Raw genomic sequence first — 17,874 nt, forward strand, 5'->3', positions numbered from 1 at the left:
ACCACTAACATAGAAAAGGGATTTTACAAACCCCTTATCATCTTCCGCAGTCCACCCCCGCGCGCTCCAGATCGGCCTGGAACTTGTCGGCATAGTCCCGCAGCACTCGCACCAGGTTGAGGCAGGCTGGTGTTGCTGCCGGATCGGCTTCCACCCGCGCGCATATCGCCCGAACCTCCGCAGGGGACGCGTTGAAGATGATTTTCAGGAATTTGTCCTCTTTCGGGGTCACGTCCATGTCAGGCGCTCCGGGTTGAGGTAGAAGGTCCGATCCTGCACCCACATCGCGGCGGCACGGTCATATTCGCGCCATTTGAAGCTGGCGCCCGTGCCGTGCCACCATCGGCCGATTGTGCCTTGTTCATGCCAGTTTTCGGAAAGGCTCACCGAAACTGCGCCCAGTTCCGGGGGCGCCATCTCACGCACTATCCCGAGGATTTCGGCGGCGTGGTGGTCGATCCGCTCTTGGATGGTGGGCAGGCTGACAGAAGAAGCTGGGGCGGCACGAGCGGCAAGGACGTCTGGCGCAAGGCCAAGGAAGAAGCGTCTTTTCATGCCACGCCCTCCAGCAGTTTGCCGACGCGGCGCAGGGCGGCGCGGACGTAGCTGCGCGCCTCGCGCTCGGACTCCGAATAGCCCGAGGGGCGTTCTGTCGCGTCCAGCGCCAAGGTCAGGCAGTCGTGGATTTCGAAGAGGCGGGCGGCAGGCAAGCCGGGGGCGGTCCCGGAAATCGGGTTGAGGCGCATTGTGATCGCTCCGTTACGATGGTAATGTTCTAAAAGAGAACATAAGGAATGTTCTATTTTGGAACAAGAGCAAATTTCACTGGCAGCCCAAATCCGTGCAGCGCGGGCATTGTGCGCAATGTCACAAGCTGCGCTGGCCGAGGCTGCGGGGGTGTCCTCAATGACCGTGAAGCGCGCTGAAGGGTCAGGACAGCCCTATCCAAGCGACAACGCCATTGCCGCAATCCGCGCCGCCCTCGAAGCCGCTGGGGTGATCTTCATCGATGAGAACGGAGAAGGGCCGGGCGTGAGGTTGAAGAAAAATGGCTGACTATCGAGAAATTTCTCAACAATACGCGCAGGGCGGTATTAAAGCCGCCGCGGTCCTAAATGGGGGTGCGGCAATCGCCCTGCTGACCCAGACGGCCGATCTTCTGGAAAAAGGGTATGGCCAGCATGTCGCCAATAGCTTGGAACTATGGGCGGCCGGTGTGACAGCCAGCGCAGTAACTTGGATCATCGCTTTTTTATCAACTCGTCACGTTGATCGCTCCGAGGAACGAGGAAGAAATAGGGACTATGAACTGGTGACGTCAGACCGATACATGCTGATCGGCCTGCTCTTGTTCTGCGTTTCCGTGGGATTTTTCGTGTGGGGCGCTTGCGCACTTTCTTCAAGTTTGGGCGATATTAGCGCCGCGCCATCCACTCCGACTGCAACACCGGCCGCGCCGCGACCTTGACCGGCTCGGCCTGCGCCAGTTCGGCGCGCCGCACCTCGGGCACGATGTTGACCAGGCTGCGCACCGCCACCGCGTAAACCGTGCAATCCAGCGCCTCTGCTCGCCGGCCGGGGATACGGATGAACTGGCGCGATGGCTGGCCGCGCACATAGCGCACCTGGGCGCGCTCGCTGGTCGCCTGCTCATACCAGACCGCCGGTAGGCTGGCCGAGAACCGGGCCGAGGACGGGCGCGGGAAGCGGGCGAAGATCTGTTGCTTCACCGTGTCCACGCCGACGATCCACAGCCGCGCGCCGGTCTTGGTCTTTGATCCGGCCCGCTCGATCACCGGCCGGGCGAAGCCGGGCGCGCCCTTGATGGCGACGATCTTGCGCCGGGTGCGGGCGCGGCAGAAATCCGTCACCCGGTTCATCGATGTGCCGTCGCCCGCGTCGATTGCGGTGGCGTCGATGGCAATCTTGCCGCCCAACTCGTGGGGGAAGCGTTCCGCAAGCATCGTGTCCAGCTCGGCCCATGTCTCGGCTGCGTCCCATGCGCCCCAGATCACGCGATGGCCGAGGACCAGCATGCAGCCGCTTTCCGTCCAGCCGATATAGGTCAACTCCAAGCGGTCATGCTGCACGTCGCAGCCCACCGTCAGCGCCAGCACCTCGGCGGGCACCAGGTCGAGGCTGAACGGCTCGGCGCGCGCCTGCATGCCGGTTTCGTCCAGTTCCTCGCCGTCGTTGCGCCAGCCCTGGCCGAGGATGGTGTTGACGAAGGTCTGCAAGGTGGTCGGATCGTCCTTGGCGGCAAGGAACTCGGTCGCCAGCTTCGACCAGGCAGCGTTGGCATGCAGCGAGACCAGGGCATTGAGCCGAAAACCGGCATGGCCCTGCACCTCGGGGCGCAGCGCCCGCCAGCGGCCTTCCTCGACCATGGCGGGCTTGTGGCGCTCCTCGATCTCCTCGGTGCAATGCGGGCAGCGCCAGCGGGCGGTTTCCGGCGCGCCCTCGTCCCAGGTGATCGCGTCCCAGGTGATTTCCGCGAACGTGCCGCAGGCCGGGCATGGCACCTCGAAGATGCGCTGATCGGACTGCGCATAGGCGCGCAGGACGTGGCTTGTATCCTCGTGAACCGGGGTGCTGCCCAGCACGATCTTGCGATCCGGGAAGGACAGGGTGCGGCGCTCGGCCAGCACGATGGGCGAACCTTCGGCGGTGGCCTCCATGCCATCCGCTTCGTCTATGAACAGCAGGCGGACGTTGTGGCGACGCAGGTTGCGCGGGGCCTTCGCGGCCACAACCTTGAGCGAGCCGCCGGGGAAGCGCCGCGACAGCAGCGTGTTGCGGCCCGATTCGTCGCGCTCGTCCGACAGCACGGCCGCGACGGCGGGCGAGGCCGAGAAGATCGGTTCCACGTCCGAAACCATGTAATCCCGGCAGTCGGCCTCGGCCGGCAACAGGCAGAGAATCGGCGCGGGGTCGTTTGCCACGAAGCTGGCGACGGCCGAGGTCAAGAGCGTGGTGAAGCCGACGCGCACCGGCTTGACCAGCGTCACGCGCTCGAGGAACGGATCCCCGATGGCGTCGGCAATCTCGCGCTGGAACGGCCAGAGCCGCACCTGGCCCGGCTGGGCGCTGACGCCCTCGGGCAGGTGAACCTCGCGCTCGATCCACTCCGACAGCCGCAGGCGGGGTGGCGGCAGCAGCGCGCGCAGGGCCTCGGCCCGGATGGTTTCAATCGTCGCCATGGGCCAGCCCTTCCAGCGTGTTTCGGATTTCCCGGTCGATCAGCGCCACGTCCGAGGCGGACAGGTGCGGCAAAGAGGCCCGCAGCCGCGATGGGACGGCCAGCAGGCGGGCACGAAGACCCCTCAGGGTATCCGACCACCCGCGAAGCACATCGGCCGCCAGAACAAGCTCTCCGCGCGCCACGGCGTTGCGGCGGGCGGCTTCGTCGGCTTTCTCGCGCGCCAGGCGGGCGCGGGCGGCAGTCAGCCCCTCGGCCTCGCCCTCGCTGCCCCAGCGCGCCGCCATGCCACGAAGATGGCCGGTATAGGCCCGGACGGTCGCGCCCATGTCGTAGCTGTCATGGGTCAGGTGAACCGCGATGCCGCGTTTCTTCAGATCGGTCAGCGCAGCGGGGGAAATGTCCAGCAACTCGCAAAGGTCCGCCCCGCCGATGCGGGTCACCTTCCTGCCGTTCAATTCCAGTTCTTCCGTCACCTTCACGATTTTAACCCTTTGATTTTATTTCTTCACAGCCTGATATGTCGGGGCGCGAATGACCCCCACCCGGCCCCCTGCCGGAAGGACCCCCGAGGGGATCAGGCCTGACCTGCCGGGACGGCATGGGCGAGGGAACAGGCGCGCAGCGACGGCTTGTCGCGGATGCAGCTGGCGATGTGGGTCAGGTGCGCGGCGGTGAAAGGCCCGCCCAGATGCGCCGCCATCATCGCCGTGACTTGAGCCATAGCGCCCGCCAGCAGCAGGTCTGTTGGGGTGCCGGTCGCATCCTGGATGGCGATCAGCGCATCGCGGACAATCTCGGCCGCTTCATCGGCAATGTCCTGGCGTGTCGGTTCCGTCATGATGTTTCCTTTCGGTGAAGTGTGAAGATCAGCGAAGACGGCGGGCCAGCCCGCGCATCTCCCCAGCAATGTCGCTGCGCTCGACGAAGAACTGTTCCGGGTCACGGCGCGAGACCGTCAGACGAAGCACCCGAGACGCCAGCGCCTCGATCTGGGCGGAGACCGGCATAGGCGTGTGCCGCTCGCCCGAGGGCGGCACGCTATATTCCCTTCCTTTAGGAAGGGAGGGGGTTTGCGCAGCCGAGATCGCGGGGGTTTGTGCGAGGTTTGTGCGGGGAGATCGCGGGGGTTTACACAGCCGATTTTTGGAGTTCGCGGGGAGATCGCGGGGGTTTGCGCACATCATTCCACCTCCTGAATGATGGTCGTTTTCCGGCGATGACGGTCAACTTCTGCATCGCGGATCGCGCCCTGTGAGAACAGGCATTCCATGGCGTCGGCGAAGGCGTTCTTCGTGATACCCTCGGCCTCGGGATGCGCGGCAAAGATGGTCGGGGCGTAATAGCGCCCGGCGCGGCTGTTCACGTCGCGGCCCTGTTCAGTGAACAGCCGCAGCAGCTCCATGAACTTGCGCATGGCCTTGGATCGCCGGGCGCCCCGGTCCAGCCCGGTTTCCGGCTCGTCCGCCACAAAGACGCCATTGCGCCACGTCAGGGCGATTTCCGCGCCCGTGGGGCCGTAGTTCGCCTTCATGGTGCGCAGCACCCGCGCATCGGGGTTCGGTTCGTCGTCGCCCTGGATCACCCGTTCCAGATACAGCCGTGACCGCACCGAATTGTGCCAGCCGGTGCTGCCCGACATGCCCGTGCCGTTCTGGATGCCTGACAGGGACGGATGCGCCAGCAGCACCACGGCACAATCGTGCCGGATCGCAAGCCCGCGCAGCATGCCGATGAACTGCCGCGCCTGCGCCCGGTCGTTCTCGTTGCCGGGGAACAGGTCGGCCAGCGTATCCAGCACCACCAGCGCGGGCGCCAGATCGGTCAGGAAGGCGTCGAGTTCACTGAACAGGTCGGTGGCCTTCTGTTTCCCGGTGCGGGTGTCCAGTTCCGTCAGCAGCGCGTCCTCGCCTGCCAGACTGCGCAGGGCAAGCTGGTCGAGGTCGTCAAAGCCCGCGCCCTCGGCGTCCAGCACATCGGCCAAGCGACGGTGCAACTCGTCCTCATCATCCTCGGCCGAGACGAACAGCGCACGGCCCCCGGCCACGGTCTTGCCGAGCCACCGCTTGCCGAGGGCGCAGGCGGTGGCGAGTTGCAACGCCAGCAGCGATTTGCCGGTGCCGCCGTCGCCGGTCATCAACGTGACCGTGCCCGAGGGGATGAGGCCAGCCACCAGCCAGTTGCGCACGGGCACGTCCTTGCCGTCCAGCATGGTCGCGGTGAAGAATTGGCTCTTGCGGGCTTTCGGATCGGCGCGCTTGGCCTTCTCGGCCGCGAAGTTCACCACGGTCGGCCCTTCCTTCGGCGGGCCACCCGGTGCATTCGACATTTCGTCCCAAGGGGTGTTGTCGTCAGCCATGGCGCGCCCCCGTGATGTAGGCCACGAAGGATCGCTTGTCGTCCTCGGTCATGCTCTCATAGCATGCGAGGCAATATGCCTTGCGCTCGGCCCGGCTGGCATTCGTCACCCACCAGCGCGCCTCCCGCATGAGGTCGATCAGCAAGGACTGCGGCCAGCCGGGGCGCAGATGGTCCAGCAGGAGTTCGAGGAACGGAACGCGATCCTCCGGCGCGCAATTCAGCAGCGCCGACACAAGTTCGCTTGCCGCGATCTGCCGTTTCAGGTTATGGTCAAACCAGCTCCAAAAGCTTTTCAGATCGGTCCCGGTTGCGCCCGCCAGCGCGCCGGGATTTTCTTTTTCGTCAGGAACGTCAGTGGAACTTGCGGACAGCGCGTGTACGGGATTTGTACGGGCGTTCCGGCGATGTTCCGCGTAATCGCCCGCATTTTTCTGCATAGCGTCGCAAAGCCCGAAGGCCGCAGCGTCGCTTTCCCCAGCATTTGCATGGTTTTCTGGTGACCCCGGCAGGATTTGAACCTGCAACCTGCCCCTTAGGAGGGGGCTGCTCTATCCAGTTGAGCCACGGGGCCGCCGCCGCCTCTTTTGCCCGCAGATCTCGGAAATGGCAAGGTTGCCGTCATGCGCCGGACGCGATAACGGTAACATGATTGCGTTCCGGTAGTTGTCATGAATACGAAAAGACCCCGCCGCCCCCTGACCCTGCGCGACGTTTCGGAAGCCTCGGGCGTGTCCGAGATGACCGTCAGCCGCGTGCTGCGCAACCGCGGCGACGTCTCGGCCGCGACGCGCGAGAAGGTGCTGACCGCCGCGCGCACCTTGGGCTATGTCCCGAACAAGATCGCCGGCGGGCTGGCCAGCCAGCGGGTGAACCTGGTCGCGGTCATCATCCCCTCGCTGTCGAACATGGTGTTTCCCGATGTCCTGGGCGGGATCTCGGCCGAACTCGACGATACCGGGCTGCAGCCGGTGGTGGGGGTGACGAACTACAGCCCCTCGCGCGAGGATGCGGTGCTTTACGACATGCTGAGCTGGCGGCCCTCGGGGGTGATCCTGGCCGGGCTCGAGCATAGCAAGGCGGCGCGGGCGATGCTGGACAATGCCGGCCTGCCGGTGGTCGAGATCATGGACGTGGACGGCGATCCGATCGACACCGCGGTCGGCATCAGCCATCGCCGCGCCGGCGCCGAGATGGCCGAGGAGATCCTCGCCGCCGGCTATCGCCGCATCGGCTTCATCGGCACGCATATGCCCGAGGATCACCGCGCCCGCAAACGCCTGGCCGGCTTCGAGGCCCGGCTGGCCGAAGAGGGGCTGCAGCTGGCAGCGCGGGAATATTACCAGGGTGGCTCGTCGCTGCACAAGGGCCGCGAGCTGACCGAGCGCATCCTGGCGCGCGAACCCGACCTGGATTTCCTGTATTTCTCCAATGACATGATCGGGGCCGGCGGGCTCTTGTGGTGCATGGAGAAGGGTTACGACATCCCGGGCAAGCTGGGGCTCGCGGGTTTCAACGGCGTCGAGCTGCTGGACGGGCTGCCGATGCGGTTGACCACCACCGATGCCCGGCGCATCGACATCGGCCGGCGCGCGGCGCGCATCGTCGCGGGCAAGGAACCGGCGCCCGAGAGCGGTGTCATCGCCCTGGCGCCGACGATCATGCCGGGCGAGACCATCCGCAAGCGTTGAGGCTGCTGCCCGCGCCGCCTTGCCGGGGTATTTGGAAAACGGTGAAAACGGGCACCGGCCTGGATGCGGCGCGATGTGCTGCGCCTTCACTGTTTTGCAAATACCCATGCGACAGCGACGGTTGCGCTGCCGCATGGGTATTTGAGGAGCAAAGAAGCCCGGGCCGGGCAACGCCGCCGCTTCGCCTTAGTCGAAGCTGGGGAAGAACAGTTCGCCCGGGGACAGGGTAAAGATCTCGGCCCCGATGGCGGTGACGCCGATGGAATGCTCGAACTGGGCCGAGAGCGACTTGTCGCGGGTGACCGCGGTCCAGTCGTCGGCCAGGATCTTGGTCTCGGGCCGACCCAGGTTCACCATGGGCTCGATGGTGAAGAACATGCCCTCTTCCAGCACCGGGCCCTTGCCGGGGCGGCCGAAGTGCAGCACGTTCGGCGGCGCGTGGAAGGTGCGGCCCAGACCGTGGCCGCAGAAGTCGCGCACCACCGACATGCGGTTCGATTCGACATAGCTCTGGATCGCCCAGCCGATGTCGCCGAAGGTGGCGCCGGGGCGGACCGCCTCGATGCCCTTCATCAGGCTGTCATGGGTGACCTGGATCAGGCGCTTGGCCTTCACGCTGGGCTTGCCCGCGACATACATGCGCGAGCTGTCGCCGTACCAGCCGTCCAGGATCACCGTCACGTCGATGTTCAGGATGTCGCCATCGGCCAGGATCTTGTCGCCGGGGATGCCATGGCAGACGACGTGGTTCACGCTGATGCAGCTGGCGTGCTGGTAGCCGCGATAGCCGATGGTGGCGCTGATGGTGCCGAGCTCGGTCACGCGGTTGCGGATGAAATCGTCCAGTGCCCCGGTGGTGGTGCCGGGCTGGACCAGCGGGCCGACCTCGTCGAGGATCTGCGCCGCGATCCGGCCCGCCGCGCGCATGCCGGCAAAGTCCTGCGGGTCGTGGATGCGGATCCCCTCGCGGGTCTGGCGTGCGTCGTTCATGGCGTCCTCGTGTTCCTGTCTCCCACAGATAGTCCCATGGCGCCACTTGTTCCAGCCCCGTGCGCGGACCTATACATTGGCCGACAGCCGAAAACGCGAGGAGCGCCGATGCAATCCGACAATCCCACCGCCGCCATCCTGGTCATCGGGGACGAGATCCTGTCCGGCCGCACGCGCGAGGGCAATGCCCATCATCTGTCGCAAGTGCTGAACAGCATCGGCGTCGACCTGCGCGAGGTGCGCATCGTCGGCGACGACCACGGCCAGATCGTGGCCTCGATCCGCGCGCTGGACAAGTCGCTGGGCGGGGCCTGGGACATGCTCTTCACCAGTGGCGGCATCGGCCCGACGCATGACGACATCACCGCCGACGCGGTGGCCGACGCCTTTGGCGTGGGCATCGAGATCAACGAGGAGGCGCGCCGCGTCATGGTCGAGCGCTGGGAGGCGCGCGGCGTCGAGGTCACCGGCAACCGGCTGCGCATGGCCCGCATCCCGCTGGGCGCGGCGCTGATCCCCAACGCCCATTCCGCCGCGCCCGGCTTCCACATCGGCAATACCTATGTCATGGCCGGCGTCCCCGAGGTGTTTCGCGCCATGGTCGAGGCCATCGTGGACGGGCTGCCGACCGGCCGCCCCTCGGTCAGCGAGGCGCTGGAGGTGCTGCGGCCGGAATCCGACGTGGCCGACGGGCTACGCGAGGTGGCCGAGTCCTTTCCGGACCTGTCGCTGGGCTCCTATCCGTTCCAGCGCGGCCAGCGTTACGGCACCAGCCTGGTGATCCGCGGGCTGGACGGCAAGCGCGTCACCGATGCCATGACCGCACTGCGCGAAAGGCTCGCGCTGTGATCGCCGATACCGAGATCGCCCGCGTCTTCGAGACGAGTTGGCCCGCCGCCGAATATGCCGAGGCCGGCGGCTTTCGCGTCGGGCGCGGCCAGGGCGGCGGCGGCCGGGTCAGCTCGGCCCGGGCGCTGGGACCGGGTTGGGACGCATCCGCCATCGCCCGCATCGCCGATCTTCAACGCGGCTGGGGCGAGCGGCCGCTGTTCCGCGTCACCGACGGCGATGCGGCGCTGGAGCAGGCGCTGGCGGCCGAGGGCTTTCGCCACGGCAACCCCACCGCGGTCATGGCCGCCGATTGCGCCGTGCTGGCCCAGGCGGCGCGGCCGCGACTGAGTTCCTTCGACATCTGGCCGCCGCTGGCGATTCAGGCCGACATCTGGGCCGCCGGCGCCATCCCGGAAAGCCGGCAGGCGGCCATGCGGCGCGTCACCCTGCCCCATACCGCGCTTCTGGGCCGGGTGCAGGACCGCGCCGCCGGCGCCGCCTTCGTGGCCGCGGACGGGGCGGTCGCCATGATCCATGCCATCGAGGTGGTGCCGGCGCTGCGCCGCCAGGGCGTCGCGGGCTGGCTGATCGGGCGGGCGGCGGAATGGGCGCAGGCGCAGGGCGCGACCCGGCTGGCCCTGGCGGTCAGCCGCGCGAACACCCCAGCCTGCGCGCTTTACGACCGGCTGGGTTTCGCCGAACTGGGCGGCTACGGCTATTGGAGCCGGGACTGAACCCTCAGCCCGCCACCGCGGCGGCGAGCCGGCGCAGCTCTTTCTTGACCAGCTCCAGTTCGGCCCGCATCAGGGCCAGCTCGGCGTGCAGGTCGTCGTCCAGCAAGTCGCCGGCGATCAGCGTCAGGCTGCCCAGGCGTTCTGCGCCGGGCTGCGGGGCCTCGCCCTCGGCGCCCTGATCCTCGACCAGCAGGAAGCTTTGCACCCCGTCCGACAGGCGCTCGGGCGGGATGGCGGCGGCGATGCGCCAGCCGCCGCCCGGCTCCTCGGTGGCATGGGCCTCGGCCAGGCGGTTGCCCATATGCACCAGCACCAGCCGTCCGGGAGCCGCGTCGCGGCGCAGCACGCCCTGCCAGATGCCGCTGCGCAGGCCCAGGGATTCGAAATCGCTCATCTTGCTTCCTTGCATCACAGCTCTGCCCGCAGGTGGCGCGACAGGAACAGCTCGCGGATCTGGACCGCGTTCATGCGCGGCTGCTCGAAGATCAGGTCGAGCCAGATCTTTTCCAGCCGCTTCTCGTTCATCTGGGTATAGGCCAGGTCGAATTCCGTCACCTGCTGGCTGGGCTGGCCGGGCTGGAAGCCCTGCAGCGCCAGGGTCATCTCGTCGATGTTCGGGCCATGGCCGATGTTGAGCCGGGCATAGACATTGATCGCGCGCTCGGCCAGGATGCCGGTTTCCAAGCGCAGCACATGGCTGCGGGTCAGGCCGGAGAGCGCGCTGGTCGGCAGGTCGATCGACAGCGACAGGAAGCTGCCGGAAAAGCCGAAGACCTCGAGCCTGATGCCGAAGGGCGACAGGTCGGTCGCGGCGGCATTGCCGACCTGCTCGAGGATCAGCGCCCGCTCGGCGCAATCGTGCCACAGCGCGGCACCCTCGCCCAGCATGCCGCCCGGCTCGGGGCCGGCGACGCCGCGGGGCGAGATCTGCCCGGCCATGAAGGCGGGGCGCCAGCGCCAGTCGGTGCCGCCCGGCAGGTGCAGCGCATCCAGCGCCGCGCGCGAGCGCGCCGCGCGGCGGTCGGCGCGGATCAGGAAACGGTCGAGGCTGGCGCGCAGGCCCAGCGCCTCGTCGCGCAGGTTGCGCAGCCGGCTCGGGCCCAGGTTCTCGGCCTGGTCGGCCAGCGCCGTCCATTGCCGCAGGGCACCCTCGCGGGTTTTCCGTTCGATCCACTTGCGAGGACGCATCGCCATGCCGTGTCCCTGTTGCCCGCCCGCGCCCCTTGGCGCCGCAGGAACTGGATAGGGCCGGACCGCGGCGGGGGCAAGGCCGGCTGCGGACGAAACACGCGGCGGTTGCGGATCAGCCCGCCACCGCGTCCAGCCGCGCCGCCATGACCAGGTCGTTCATGGTCACGCCCCCCGCCGAATGGGTCGAGAAGCTGACGCTGGCAAAGCCCCAGCCGAAGGCGATGTCGGGGTGGTGGTTGGCCGCCTCGGCCTGCCAGGCGGCCAGGTTGGCAAGCTGCGCCGCCGCCTTGAACGACTTGAAGCGCCATTCGCGGCGAATCGAGCGCCCGTCCTCGGCCAGCACCCAGCCGGGCAACCCGGCCAGCGCCGCGCGCAGCTCCGCCTGCGGCAGCGCCGGGGCGCCGTCGACGATCTTTCCCTCGGCCAGTGCGGTCATGGCATCCTCCTCACAGGATCGGCGCGGCCAGCGCCAGCAGGTTGTTGCGCAGCCGCCGACGCAGCGGCCAGGCGCGGATCTCGGCCAGGGTGATCGGCGTGGCGCGGGCGATATAGCTTTCCTGGCGCTCGTCCAGCATCCCGGTCACCTCGGGGCCGACCAGCAGCATGTTCATCTCATAGTTCAGCTGGAAGCTGCGGCGGTCCATGTTGGCGCTGCCGATCATCGCCATCTCGCCGTCGGCGGTGATGATCTTGGCATGCAGAAGCCCGCCCTGGAACAGCATCAGCTTCACCCCGGCCGACACCAGGCCGTAATAGAACCCTTCCGAGGTGGCCTGCACCACCAGCGAATCGTTGATCGCCGGCACGATCATGGTCACGTCCACCCCGCGCCGCGCCGCCGTGCGGATTGCCGAATCAAGCGAGGCATCGGGCACGTAATAGGGCGTGGTGATGACCAGCCGCTTGCGCGCGGCATAGATCATCGTCGCCATGCAATCCGACAGCGAGCCCTGGCGGTCGTCCGGTCCGGTCGCCACCACCTGGCCGATCACGCCCGGCGCCATCACCGGCGGCACCATGCGCAGCATGTCGCCCAGGTCCTCGCCGGTATAGCTCATCCAGTCCTGCAGGAAGACCGCCTGCATCTGGCGCACCACCGGCCCCTCGATGCGCAGGAACACGTCGATCCAGGGCGCGAATCGCGGCTTGATGGCAAAGGCCCTGTCCGAGCAGTTGCGGCTGCCGGTAAAGCCCAGCAGGTGGTCGATGACCACGATCTTGCGGTGGTTGCGCAGGTCCATGCGCTGGAACAGCGCGCCAAGCAGCGGCAGGCCCATGGGCAGCGCCTCGACGCATTCGCAGCCCGCCGCCCGCATCGCCGCCCAGGCCTCGGACCGGCCGAAGGCGCGCGAGCCGAAGGCGTCGATCACCGCGCGCACCTTGACGCCGCGCCCGGCGGCGCGGATCGCCGCCTCGGCCACCGAGCGGCCGGCGGCATCGTCGAGCCAGATGTAGAACAGCATGTGCAGATGCTCGCGCGCGCCGTCGATGGCCGCGACCAGATCGGCGATGGCGCTGTCGTCCTCGGCCAGCAGCGTGGCGCGGTTGCCGGCGACGGCGCCGAAGCCGGTGGTGGCGCGATTCGCCGCGATCACCGGCGCGGCGAATTTCGGCGGCTGGCGCACCGCCTCGGGACTGGGCTGCCACAGGCCCGACAGGCGCGAGCGCACGCTGGCCATGGTCTCGACCTCGGCGCCGCGCAGGCGGATCTCGCCAAACAGGATATAGGCGACGATGCCGACCAGGGGCACCAGCTCGATCACCAGGATCCAGGACAGGCGCACCGTCGGCTCCAGCCGGGGGCGCAGAAGCACCCGCACCGACACCGCCAGCGCGACTGCGTAATGAAGAAACACGGCGAACTGCGTCCACATGCGGCGCATGAAACCCCGGCCTGCGCGGAATTGCAATTCCGCCCGGTTTTGCCTAAGTCAGCCCCAGACCGCAGCACCAAGGGGGCCGCCGATGAACTGGATCACCAATTATGTGCGTCCGCGCATCAATTCGCTGTTCTCGCGCCGCGAAGTGCCCGAGAATCTTTGGACCAAGTGCCCGGAATGCGGCACCATGCTGTTTCACCGCGAACTGGCCGACAACCTGAACGTCTGCACGAATTGCGACCACCACCTGGCGATCAGCCCGCGCGCGCGCTTCGCCGCGCTGTTCGACGGCGGCGTCTTCAACGAGGTCAAGGTCCCCGAACCCATCGCCGACCCGCTGCAATTCCGCGACCAGAAGAAATACCCCGAGCGCATGAAGGCGGCGCAGAAATCAACCGGCGAAAAAGAGGCGATGCTGGTCGCCGAGGGCGAGATGGGCCGCACCCCGATCGTCGCCGCCGCGCAGGACTTTTCCTTCATGGGCGGCTCGATGGGCATGTATGTCGGCAATGCCATCATCGCCGCCGCCGAACGCGCCGTGAAGCTGAAGCGGCCCTTGGTGCTGTTCTCGGCCGCCGGCGGCGCGCGGATGCAAGAGGGCATCCTGTCGCTGATGCAGATGCCGCGCACCACCGTCGCGGTCGAGATGCTGAAAGAGGCGAAGCTGCCCTATGTCGTCGTGCTGACCCATCCCACGACCGGCGGCGTCACCGCCAGCTATGCCATGTTGGGCGACATCCAGATCGCCGAGCCGAACGCGCTGATCTGCTTCGCCGGGCCCCGGGTGATCGAGCAGACCATCCGCGAAAAGCTGCCCGAGGGCTTCCAGCGCGCCGAATACCTGCTGGAGCACGGCATGCTGGACCGGGTGACACATCGCAAGAAGCTGCGCGAGGAACTGATCTCGATCCTGCGCATGCTGGGCGGCTTGCCGGCGCCGGTGGTGGGCGACCTGCCCGCCCCGGGCCAGATCGCGACCGCGCATGCCGAAAAGCCCGCCCCCGCCGCGACTCCGGCCTGAGCGCGGCGCCATGACCGGTTCGGACGCCATCCTCGCGCGGCTGATGCAGCTGCACCCCAAGGTCATCGACCTGTCGCTGGACCGGATGCACCGCATCCTGGCGGCGCTCGGCAACCCGGAACGCCGCATCCCGCCCGCGATCCACATCGCCGGCACCAATGGCAAGGGCTCGACCCAGGCGATGATCCGCGCCGGGCTGGAATCGGCGGGCCTGCGCGTCCACGCCTATACCTCGCCGCATCTGGCGCAGTTCCACGAACGCATCCGGCTGGCGGGCGAGCTGATCCCCGAGGCCGAGCTGGCGGCAGTGCTCGAGGAATGCGAGGCCGCGAACGGCGGCGCGCCGATCACCTTCTTCGAGATCACCACCGCGGCGGCCTTCCTGGCCTTTTCGCGCACGCCCGCCGACTACACGCTGCTGGAAGTCGGCCTCGGCGGCCGGCTGGACGCGACCAACGTGATCGACAGCCCGGCCCTGACCGTCATCACCCCGATCAGCATCGACCATACGCAATACCTGGGCGAGACGCTGGAGCTGATCGCCGGCGAAAAGGCCGGCATCCTCAAGCGCCGCGTGCCCTGCATCGTCGCGCCGCAGGAACCCGCCGCCCGCGCCGTGATCGAGCAGAAGGCCGAGCGGCTTTTCGCGCCGCTGCGCATCGCCCGCCAGGACTGGGACAGCCGGCGCGAGGGCGATGCGCTGATCTACCAGGACGACCACGGGCTGATGGACCTGCCGCTGCCGGTGCTGCCGGGGCCGCATCAGATCGTGAACGCCGGCACCGCCATCGCCGCGCTGCGCGAGCTGGGCTTCGGCCGCATCGAGGCCCGCGCCGCGGTGACCGAGGCCGAATGGCCGGCCCGCATGCAGCGCCTGGCGCACGGCCCGCTGGTCGAGGCGGCCGGGACTTGCGAGCTCTGGCTCGACGGCGGCCACAACCCCGCCGGCGGCGAGGCGGTGGCGGCGACGCTCTCGGCCATGGCAAAGAAGCCCACGCATCTGGTTTGCGGCATGCTGAACACCAAGGACGTGGCCGGCTACATGCGCCCGCTGGCCGGCGCCGCGCAAAGCCTGACCGCCGTGGCCATCCCGGGCGAGCCGAACACGCTGCCGGCCGAGGAAACCGCCGCCGCCGCGCAATCCGTCGGCCTCCCGGCCCGCACCGCCGCCGATGCGCTTGCAGCGGTGCGCGACCTTGCCGCCGCCCACCCCGGCGCGCGCATCCTGATCTGCGGCTCGCTCTATCTCGCGGGCCAGGTGCTGCGCGAAAACGGCTGACGCGGCTTCGCGCTCGGGTCAGCCTGAACCGATGATTGCGATCCCCGCGGGCCCTTTCGTCGCGTCTTGAAAGGCAATCGCAAGCCGGAGAAGGGCAACTCGCCCCTTCCGCGGCAACAGCGTGTAATGCTCGGGCGCAAAATCCAGCTGTTCGATGCGGTCGGCCCGCTCGGCTGCATCCGCGACCAGGAAGCTGACGACGCGCAATGCGGTATCCGTCTGCTATTGTCCCCGGCACGGACTCTGGGTTGGACAGTGGCTGAGCTATCCTGCGGCCTCAGTGATTGGTGTGCCGGGCACGGTGAAACCGTTCAGCATGGCGACGCGGACCTGGAACTTCGCGGCCTGAGGGTCGAAGTCCCGCGCGGACAGTCCCTGGCCGGGCCGTTTCACACAGCGCATCTTGGTTTCTGCAAAACGGTGATACCCGCTCCGTCATTCGCCAGAGGGGCCGGTCGACGCGCTTCGACATGCGCAGGATTTCATTGCGGGCGATTGCCGCGGCGGTGTCAGGTTTCCAGGGTTGGCGTTCTCGCGCGGTGGAACGGCACTGCGGGCGAAGATGGCATCATGGCACGCGTGCGTGTCGAATGCGCCGCCGGCGGTGACGCTCGCGATCTCCTGTTGGGGCAGATCTGGTCGAAGTCGCTTCGTTATACGCTGGCCAGTTCCAATCGTGCTGGTCCGTAGCGCCACACCCTTTGATTTTTCCTGATGGCCGGTTTCCGCGTAGCCTCGCGCCGAAAGTATCAAACCCGTTGATTTTCACACGCCCGAAAAATCAAACCTTCTGCCCCCGTCACCGGGGCAGAGCCCGCTTACCCCCGTCCCCAATCCGCGTCGCGCATCTCGCGCAGCCGGCTGGCCGTGCGCTCGAATTCGAAGGCGCCCTCGCCTTCCGCGTAAAGCCGTTCCGGCTCGTCCGCCGCGCTGGCGATCAGCCGCACCCTGGCCTCGTAAAGCGCGTCGATCAGGGTGACGAAGCGCTTGGCCTCGTTGTAGTTCGACTGCGACAGCCGCGGGACCCCATCGATGAAGAGCATATCCAGCGCCTCGGCGATGGCCAGGTAGTCGCCCGGGCCCAGCGGCCGGCCGCAGAGCTCCCAGAAGCTGGCGCGGCCGATGCGGCCGACATGCTGCGGGATCTCGACCTTGCGGCCCTTGATCTCCAGCACCAGCGCCGGGGACGGCCGCCCGCCCGTCTCGGCCTGCCACAGCGCGTCCATGCGCGCATGCGCCTCGGCATCGGCGGGGACGAACCAGACCTGCCCGCCCTCGTCGCGGTTCTGGCGGTGGTCGGTGGCGCTGACCAACTCAACAACCTCCAGCCGTTCGCGCAGAAGCGCGATGAAGGGCAGGAAAAGCTGGCGGTTCAGCCCGTTCTTGTACAGATCCTCGGGCACCCGGTTCGAGGTGGTGACCACCGTCACCCCCTCCTCGAACAGGATCTGGAACAGCCGGCCGACGATCATCGCATCGGCGATGTCGGTGATCTGCATCTCGTCGAAGCACAGCAGTCGCACCTGCCGCGCCACCTCCAACGCGACCGGGCGCACGGCATCCTGCTGGCCGGTCTTGCGCACCGCCTCGAGACCCGCCTGGATCTCTTGCATGAACTCGTGGAAATGCACCCGGCGCTTGGCGGGCGTCGGCGCCGCCTCCATGACCAGATCCATCAGCATGGACTTGCCGCGCCCGACGCCGCCCCAAAGGTAAAGCCCCTTGACCGCAGGCGCCGCCGCCGGCGCGGCGCCGCGCAGCCGCGACAGCCAGCCGTTCCGTTGCGGCGCGGGGGCCGGGACGGCGCCCAGCTCGCGCACCAGCCGGTCCAGCACCGGCAACACGCCGCGCTGCGCGGCATCGGGCTGCAATTGCCCCGCGGCCACCCGGGCCTCGTAGAGTTCGGATACGTTTGCCATATTCGCCCCCTGCCAAAGAAAGAACCGGCCCGCAAGGGCCGGCTCCATCATTCCCGACGTTTTTCGGCGGGATCAGCGGCCGAGGCGGGTGAAGCTGCCGCGCGGATCGGCGCCATTGCCCAGCCAGTTCTGCGTCACCGCCGCGATCTGGTTCACGATCTGCACCCGCTGGGTCAGGCCCTTGGCGTCGGCCTCGTCCCCGGCCTTGCCGACCAGGGCCGGGAATTCCGCCTTGATGGTCTGCGGCTCGGTCAAGGCAGCGCCGCTGCGGGCGTCGAAGACCTGCACGGTATACTGGATATTGTGCACGCCGGCATTCTGCAGCCTCTCGCGCACCTTGGGGGTGATGGCGTGGAACTGGCTCAGCGTCGCGACGATCCGCACCCGGGTCTTGCCATGCAGCCCGGCCGCGCCCTTCTGGATGCCCTCCCGGGCGATGGCCGCGGCCTGGGCGCGGCGGTCGCCGGCCGGCTCGCCATGCCAGACGATGTCGAAATCGGGGGTGTAGCTGTTCTCCTCGCTGGTGGTCAGCGTCTCGGGCACGGCGACTTCGACCGAGGCGACGCGCCAGGTCGCGGTCTGGGCGCGGTCAAGCTGGTCGTATCTGGTTTCCCAGGTCTGGCCGGCGCAGCCGGCCAGGCCAAGCGCCAGACCCAGCGCCAGAAGGGCGGGTTTCAACATGATGGATCCTCGTTAGGAACTGAGAGAGTCGTGCATCCGCCGCCACGCAGACGCGGAACCCGGGTCGAGATTGGACGAATCGGGCCTCCTGCTGCGGGGC

General features: G+C 67.7%; 24 protein-coding genes, 1 tRNA gene and 1 pseudogene. 7 read left to right on the top strand and 19 right to left on the bottom strand.

All coding sequences use genetic code 11. The annotated features are described in order from the left end of the window. Positions 1 to 37 precede the first annotated feature (37 nt). From PARN5_RS23995 to PARN5_RS0102635, 3 genes are read right to left on the bottom strand one after another with little or no spacing between them, the layout of a single operon-like run. Complete coding sequence (locus PARN5_RS23995; protein ID WP_017998244.1) at positions 38 to 238, bottom strand: hypothetical protein; 201 nt, start codon at positions 236 to 238, stop codon at positions 38 to 40. Then, positions 229 to 555 (bottom strand): hypothetical protein, encoded by a 327-nt coding sequence (locus PARN5_RS24000; protein ID WP_157403907.1) that lies wholly within the window; start codon positions 553 to 555, stop codon positions 229 to 231. Before PARN5_RS24000 ends, PARN5_RS23995 begins: the two co-directional genes overlap by 10 nt. Then, positions 552 to 746, bottom strand: a complete 195-nt coding sequence (locus PARN5_RS0102635; RefSeq protein WP_017998246.1) for a hypothetical protein — start codon at positions 744 to 746, stop codon at positions 552 to 554. Before PARN5_RS0102635 ends, PARN5_RS24000 begins: the two co-directional genes overlap by 4 nt. 58 nt (positions 747 to 804) lie before the next feature. Between PARN5_RS0102635 and PARN5_RS23165 the strand changes: the two genes are divergently transcribed. Both PARN5_RS23165 and PARN5_RS24005 read left to right on the top strand, forming a co-directional pair. Further along, positions 805 to 1,056 carry a helix-turn-helix transcriptional regulator gene (locus PARN5_RS23165; RefSeq protein WP_232419282.1) on the top strand — a complete coding sequence of 84 codons (252 nt, stop codon included), beginning with the start codon at positions 805 to 807 and terminating at the stop codon, positions 1,054 to 1,056. Further along, positions 1,049 to 1,468 (top strand): hypothetical protein, encoded by a 420-nt coding sequence (locus tag PARN5_RS24005; protein ID WP_157403908.1) that lies wholly within the window; start codon positions 1,049 to 1,051, stop codon positions 1,466 to 1,468. Before PARN5_RS23165 ends, PARN5_RS24005 begins: the two co-directional genes overlap by 8 nt. On the opposite strand, the gene PARN5_RS0102640 is transcribed toward PARN5_RS24005, so the two are convergent. From PARN5_RS0102640 to PARN5_RS0102670, 7 genes are all read right to left on the bottom strand, one after another. Further along, a complete protein-coding gene (locus PARN5_RS0102640; RefSeq protein WP_017998247.1) occupies positions 1,416 to 3,200 on the bottom strand; it encodes a phage terminase large subunit family protein in 1,785 nt (594 codons plus the stop codon). The genes PARN5_RS24005 and PARN5_RS0102640 overlap by 53 nt on opposite strands. Next, a complete protein-coding gene (locus tag PARN5_RS0102645; RefSeq protein WP_017998248.1) occupies positions 3,187 to 3,681 on the bottom strand; it encodes a hypothetical protein in 495 nt (164 codons plus the stop codon). Before PARN5_RS0102645 ends, PARN5_RS0102640 begins: the two co-directional genes overlap by 14 nt. A 95-nt stretch (positions 3,682 to 3,776) precedes the next feature. Continuing rightward, positions 3,777 to 4,040, bottom strand: a complete 264-nt coding sequence (locus PARN5_RS0102650; protein WP_017998249.1) for a hypothetical protein — start codon at positions 4,038 to 4,040, stop codon at positions 3,777 to 3,779. A 28-nt stretch (positions 4,041 to 4,068) separates the two neighbouring features. Further along, positions 4,069 to 4,209: a hypothetical protein gene (locus tag PARN5_RS24010; protein WP_017998250.1), complete on the bottom strand. Its 141-nt coding sequence runs from the start codon at positions 4,207 to 4,209 to the stop codon at positions 4,069 to 4,071. A gap of 173 nt (positions 4,210 to 4,382) precedes the next feature. After that, positions 4,383 to 5,558, bottom strand: coding sequence for an AAA family ATPase (locus PARN5_RS0102660; protein WP_232419284.1), 1,176 nt, complete (start codon positions 5,556 to 5,558; stop codon positions 4,383 to 4,385). Then, the gene (locus PARN5_RS0102665; RefSeq protein WP_232419286.1) at positions 5,551 to 6,084 is read right to left on the bottom strand and encodes a hypothetical protein; all 534 of its coding nucleotides are present in this window, start codon (positions 6,082 to 6,084) and stop codon (positions 5,551 to 5,553) included. The genes PARN5_RS0102660 and PARN5_RS0102665 overlap by 8 nt, the downstream gene beginning before the upstream one ends. Further along, positions 6,055 to 6,131, bottom strand: a tRNA-Arg gene (locus PARN5_RS0102670). The genes PARN5_RS0102665 and PARN5_RS0102670 overlap by 30 nt, the downstream gene beginning before the upstream one ends. 97 nt (positions 6,132 to 6,228) lie before the next feature. Here PARN5_RS0102670 and PARN5_RS0102675 point away from each other — a divergent pair. After that, complete coding sequence (locus tag PARN5_RS0102675) at positions 6,229 to 7,248, top strand: LacI family DNA-binding transcriptional regulator (RefSeq protein WP_017998253.1); 1,020 nt, start codon at positions 6,229 to 6,231, stop codon at positions 7,246 to 7,248. A gap of 186 nt (positions 7,249 to 7,434) precedes the next feature. On the opposite strand, the gene map is transcribed toward PARN5_RS0102675, so the two are convergent. Then, the gene (gene map, locus PARN5_RS0102680; RefSeq protein WP_017998254.1) at positions 7,435 to 8,238 is read right to left on the bottom strand and encodes a type I methionyl aminopeptidase; all 804 of its coding nucleotides are present in this window, start codon (positions 8,236 to 8,238) and stop codon (positions 7,435 to 7,437) included. Between the two features lie 108 nt (positions 8,239 to 8,346). On the opposite strand from map, the gene PARN5_RS0102685 reads away from it, so the two are divergent. Next, positions 8,347 to 9,087 carry a molybdopterin-binding protein gene (locus PARN5_RS0102685; protein ID WP_017998255.1) on the top strand — a complete coding sequence of 247 codons (741 nt, stop codon included), beginning with the start codon at positions 8,347 to 8,349 and terminating at the stop codon, positions 9,085 to 9,087. Continuing rightward, a complete protein-coding gene (locus PARN5_RS0102690; protein ID WP_017998256.1) occupies positions 9,084 to 9,803 on the top strand; it encodes a GNAT family N-acetyltransferase in 720 nt (239 codons plus the stop codon). Before PARN5_RS0102685 ends, PARN5_RS0102690 begins: the two co-directional genes overlap by 4 nt. A gap of 4 nt (positions 9,804 to 9,807) precedes the next feature. On the opposite strand, the gene PARN5_RS0102695 is transcribed toward PARN5_RS0102690, so the two are convergent. The 4 genes from PARN5_RS0102695 to cls all read right to left on the bottom strand — a co-directional run bounded on the left by PARN5_RS0102695 (position 9,808) and on the right by cls (position 12,877). Further along, a complete protein-coding gene (locus tag PARN5_RS0102695; protein WP_017998257.1) occupies positions 9,808 to 10,197 on the bottom strand; it encodes a hypothetical protein in 390 nt (129 codons plus the stop codon). 14 nt (positions 10,198 to 10,211) lie between these two features. Then, entirely contained in the window at positions 10,212 to 10,997 is a 786-nt protein-coding gene (locus PARN5_RS0102700) for a DUF6478 family protein (protein WP_017998258.1), read from the bottom strand. A gap of 109 nt (positions 10,998 to 11,106) precedes the next feature. Beyond that, complete coding sequence (locus PARN5_RS0102705; RefSeq protein ID WP_017998259.1) at positions 11,107 to 11,430, bottom strand: 4a-hydroxytetrahydrobiopterin dehydratase; 324 nt, start codon at positions 11,428 to 11,430, stop codon at positions 11,107 to 11,109. A gap of 10 nt (positions 11,431 to 11,440) precedes the next feature. After that, positions 11,441 to 12,877, bottom strand: a complete 1,437-nt coding sequence (gene cls / locus PARN5_RS0102710) for a cardiolipin synthase (RefSeq protein ID WP_232419289.1) — start codon at positions 12,875 to 12,877, stop codon at positions 11,441 to 11,443. A gap of 82 nt (positions 12,878 to 12,959) precedes the next feature. Between cls and accD the strand changes: the two genes are divergently transcribed. Continuing rightward, positions 12,960 to 13,895 (top strand): acetyl-CoA carboxylase, carboxyltransferase subunit beta, encoded by a 936-nt coding sequence (gene accD, locus PARN5_RS0102715; protein WP_017998261.1) that lies wholly within the window; start codon positions 12,960 to 12,962, stop codon positions 13,893 to 13,895. Positions 13,896 to 13,905: 10 nt separating this feature from the next. Next, a complete protein-coding gene (locus PARN5_RS0102720; RefSeq protein WP_017998262.1) occupies positions 13,906 to 15,174 on the top strand; it encodes a folylpolyglutamate synthase/dihydrofolate synthase family protein in 1,269 nt (422 codons plus the stop codon). Between the two features lie 18 nt (positions 15,175 to 15,192). Here the strand turns inward: PARN5_RS0102720 and PARN5_RS0102725 are convergent, their stop codons facing one another. The 4 genes and pseudogenes from PARN5_RS0102725 to PARN5_RS0102740 all read right to left on the bottom strand — a co-directional run bounded on the left by PARN5_RS0102725 (position 15,193) and on the right by PARN5_RS0102740 (position 17,774). Further along, on the bottom strand, positions 15,193 to 15,381 hold the full coding sequence (locus PARN5_RS0102725; protein ID WP_017998263.1) for a hypothetical protein: 189 nt from the start codon (positions 15,379 to 15,381) through the stop codon (positions 15,193 to 15,195). Positions 15,382 to 15,438: 57 nt separating this feature from the next. Then, positions 15,439 to 15,798: pseudogene (locus PARN5_RS23170) on the bottom strand (IS5/IS1182 family transposase); the annotation flags it as partial. 194 nt (positions 15,799 to 15,992) lie between these two features. Beyond that, positions 15,993 to 17,093: a cell division protein ZapE gene (zapE, locus tag PARN5_RS0102735; RefSeq protein WP_026155129.1), complete on the bottom strand. Its 1,101-nt coding sequence runs from the start codon at positions 17,091 to 17,093 to the stop codon at positions 15,993 to 15,995. Between the two features lie 72 nt (positions 17,094 to 17,165). Further along, on the bottom strand, positions 17,166 to 17,774 hold the full coding sequence (locus PARN5_RS0102740; RefSeq protein ID WP_017998266.1) for a DUF6778 family protein: 609 nt from the start codon (positions 17,772 to 17,774) through the stop codon (positions 17,166 to 17,168). Between the last annotated feature and the right edge of the window lie 100 nt (positions 17,775 to 17,874).

Source organism: Paracoccus sp. N5 (assembly GCF_000371965.1).
In the GTDB taxonomy this organism is placed as follows: domain Bacteria; phylum Pseudomonadota; class Alphaproteobacteria; order Rhodobacterales; family Rhodobacteraceae; genus Paracoccus.

Excerpts from the sequence above, each read along its gene's own strand:
- PARN5_RS24000 (WP_157403907.1), bottom strand. The coding sequence starts at position 555 with ATGAAAAGACGCTTCTTCCTTGGCCTTGCGCCAGACGTCCTTGCCGCT.
- PARN5_RS0102705 (WP_017998259.1), bottom strand. The coding sequence starts at position 11,430 with ATGACCGCACTGGCCGAGGGAAAGATCGTCGACGGCGCCCCGGCGCTG.
- PARN5_RS24005 (WP_157403908.1), top strand. The coding sequence starts at position 1,049 with ATGGCTGACTATCGAGAAATTTCTCAACAATACGCGCAGGGCGGTATT.
- PARN5_RS0102695 (WP_017998257.1), bottom strand. The coding sequence starts at position 10,197 with ATGAGCGATTTCGAATCCCTGGGCCTGCGCAGCGGCATCTGGCAGGGC.
- accD (WP_017998261.1), top strand. The coding sequence starts at position 12,960 with ATGAACTGGATCACCAATTATGTGCGTCCGCGCATCAATTCGCTGTTC.
- PARN5_RS23995 (WP_017998244.1), bottom strand. The coding sequence starts at position 238 with ATGGACGTGACCCCGAAAGAGGACAAATTCCTGAAAATCATCTTCAAC.
- PARN5_RS0102700 (WP_017998258.1), bottom strand. The coding sequence starts at position 10,997 with ATGGCGATGCGTCCTCGCAAGTGGATCGAACGGAAAACCCGCGAGGGT.
- PARN5_RS0102650 (WP_017998249.1), bottom strand. The coding sequence starts at position 4,040 with ATGACGGAACCGACACGCCAGGACATTGCCGATGAAGCGGCCGAGATT.
- PARN5_RS0102640 (WP_017998247.1), bottom strand. The coding sequence starts at position 3,200 with ATGGCGACGATTGAAACCATCCGGGCCGAGGCCCTGCGCGCGCTGCTG.
- PARN5_RS0102720 (WP_017998262.1), top strand. The coding sequence starts at position 13,906 with ATGACCGGTTCGGACGCCATCCTCGCGCGGCTGATGCAGCTGCACCCC.
- zapE (WP_026155129.1), bottom strand. The coding sequence starts at position 17,093 with ATGGCAAACGTATCCGAACTCTACGAGGCCCGGGTGGCCGCGGGGCAA.
- PARN5_RS0102660 (WP_232419284.1), bottom strand. The coding sequence starts at position 5,558 with ATGGCTGACGACAACACCCCTTGGGACGAAATGTCGAATGCACCGGGT.
- PARN5_RS0102740 (WP_017998266.1), bottom strand. The coding sequence starts at position 17,774 with ATGTTGAAACCCGCCCTTCTGGCGCTGGGTCTGGCGCTTGGCCTGGCC.
- map (WP_017998254.1), bottom strand. The coding sequence starts at position 8,238 with ATGAACGACGCACGCCAGACCCGCGAGGGGATCCGCATCCACGACCCG.
- PARN5_RS0102675 (WP_017998253.1), top strand. The coding sequence starts at position 6,229 with ATGAATACGAAAAGACCCCGCCGCCCCCTGACCCTGCGCGACGTTTCG.
- cls (WP_232419289.1), bottom strand. The coding sequence starts at position 12,877 with ATGCGCCGCATGTGGACGCAGTTCGCCGTGTTTCTTCATTACGCAGTC.
- PARN5_RS0102635 (WP_017998246.1), bottom strand. The coding sequence starts at position 746 with ATGCGCCTCAACCCGATTTCCGGGACCGCCCCCGGCTTGCCTGCCGCC.
- PARN5_RS24010 (WP_017998250.1), bottom strand. The coding sequence starts at position 4,209 with ATGCCGGTCTCCGCCCAGATCGAGGCGCTGGCGTCTCGGGTGCTTCGT.
- PARN5_RS0102685 (WP_017998255.1), top strand. The coding sequence starts at position 8,347 with ATGCAATCCGACAATCCCACCGCCGCCATCCTGGTCATCGGGGACGAG.